This is a genomic window from Vibrio sp. 1580 (assembly GCF_033340055.1).
Genome location: NZ_JAWOVT010000477.1, coordinates 1 through 590 on the forward strand (window position 1 = coordinate 1; position 590 = coordinate 590).

Sequence of the window (590 nt, forward strand, 5' to 3'; positions counted from 1 at the left end):
AAGTGTCAGTTTACGCGCGGTTTCATCAAATGATGCAGGAACGGTGACAACTACGTCTTGGTCTTCGAGTTTGTTACTTGGATGACGGTAGTTCCATGCTTGACGAATGTGATTGAGGTAACTTGCACTGGCAATAACTGGCGAGACTTTATCCACGTCTTGCGCACCAGCCCAAGGAAGAATGTCTGAGTTACGATCAACCGCTTGGTGTGAGAGCCAGCTTTTCGCGCTGGATACCTGACGGCCTTCTACTTTCGCGCCTAATTCGCGAGCCCATTCACCAACGATGACATTGTTAATGTCGCCGGCAACAGGTTCGTTGTCCCAAGGAAGAGTGAGGTCAGAAGGGGAGATTTGACCTACAGCTGGATGATAGCGGAAAGAGGGCAGAAGTGGTTTACGAACGACTTCGCCCGGACCAATCAGTTGGTCAATGTCAAATAGGGATACTTCGGATTGTTCAAGGTTGTCGGTTATTTCACAGTAGGCCACCCCAGTGTTTGTGGTGCCAAGGTCAATACCAACAAAAAAACGAGGAGATGCCATACAAAACCAAACCTTCGTGTATTTAAAAACGGCACCCGATTGGA

The 590-nt window shown here is 48.5% G+C and carries 1 pseudogene; it reads right to left on the reverse strand.

The annotated features are described in order from the left end of the window. A pseudogene (locus R7093_RS26685) lies at nt 1–546 on the reverse strand (molecular chaperone DnaK); the annotation flags it as partial. Nucleotides 547–590: the final 44 nt, after the last annotated feature.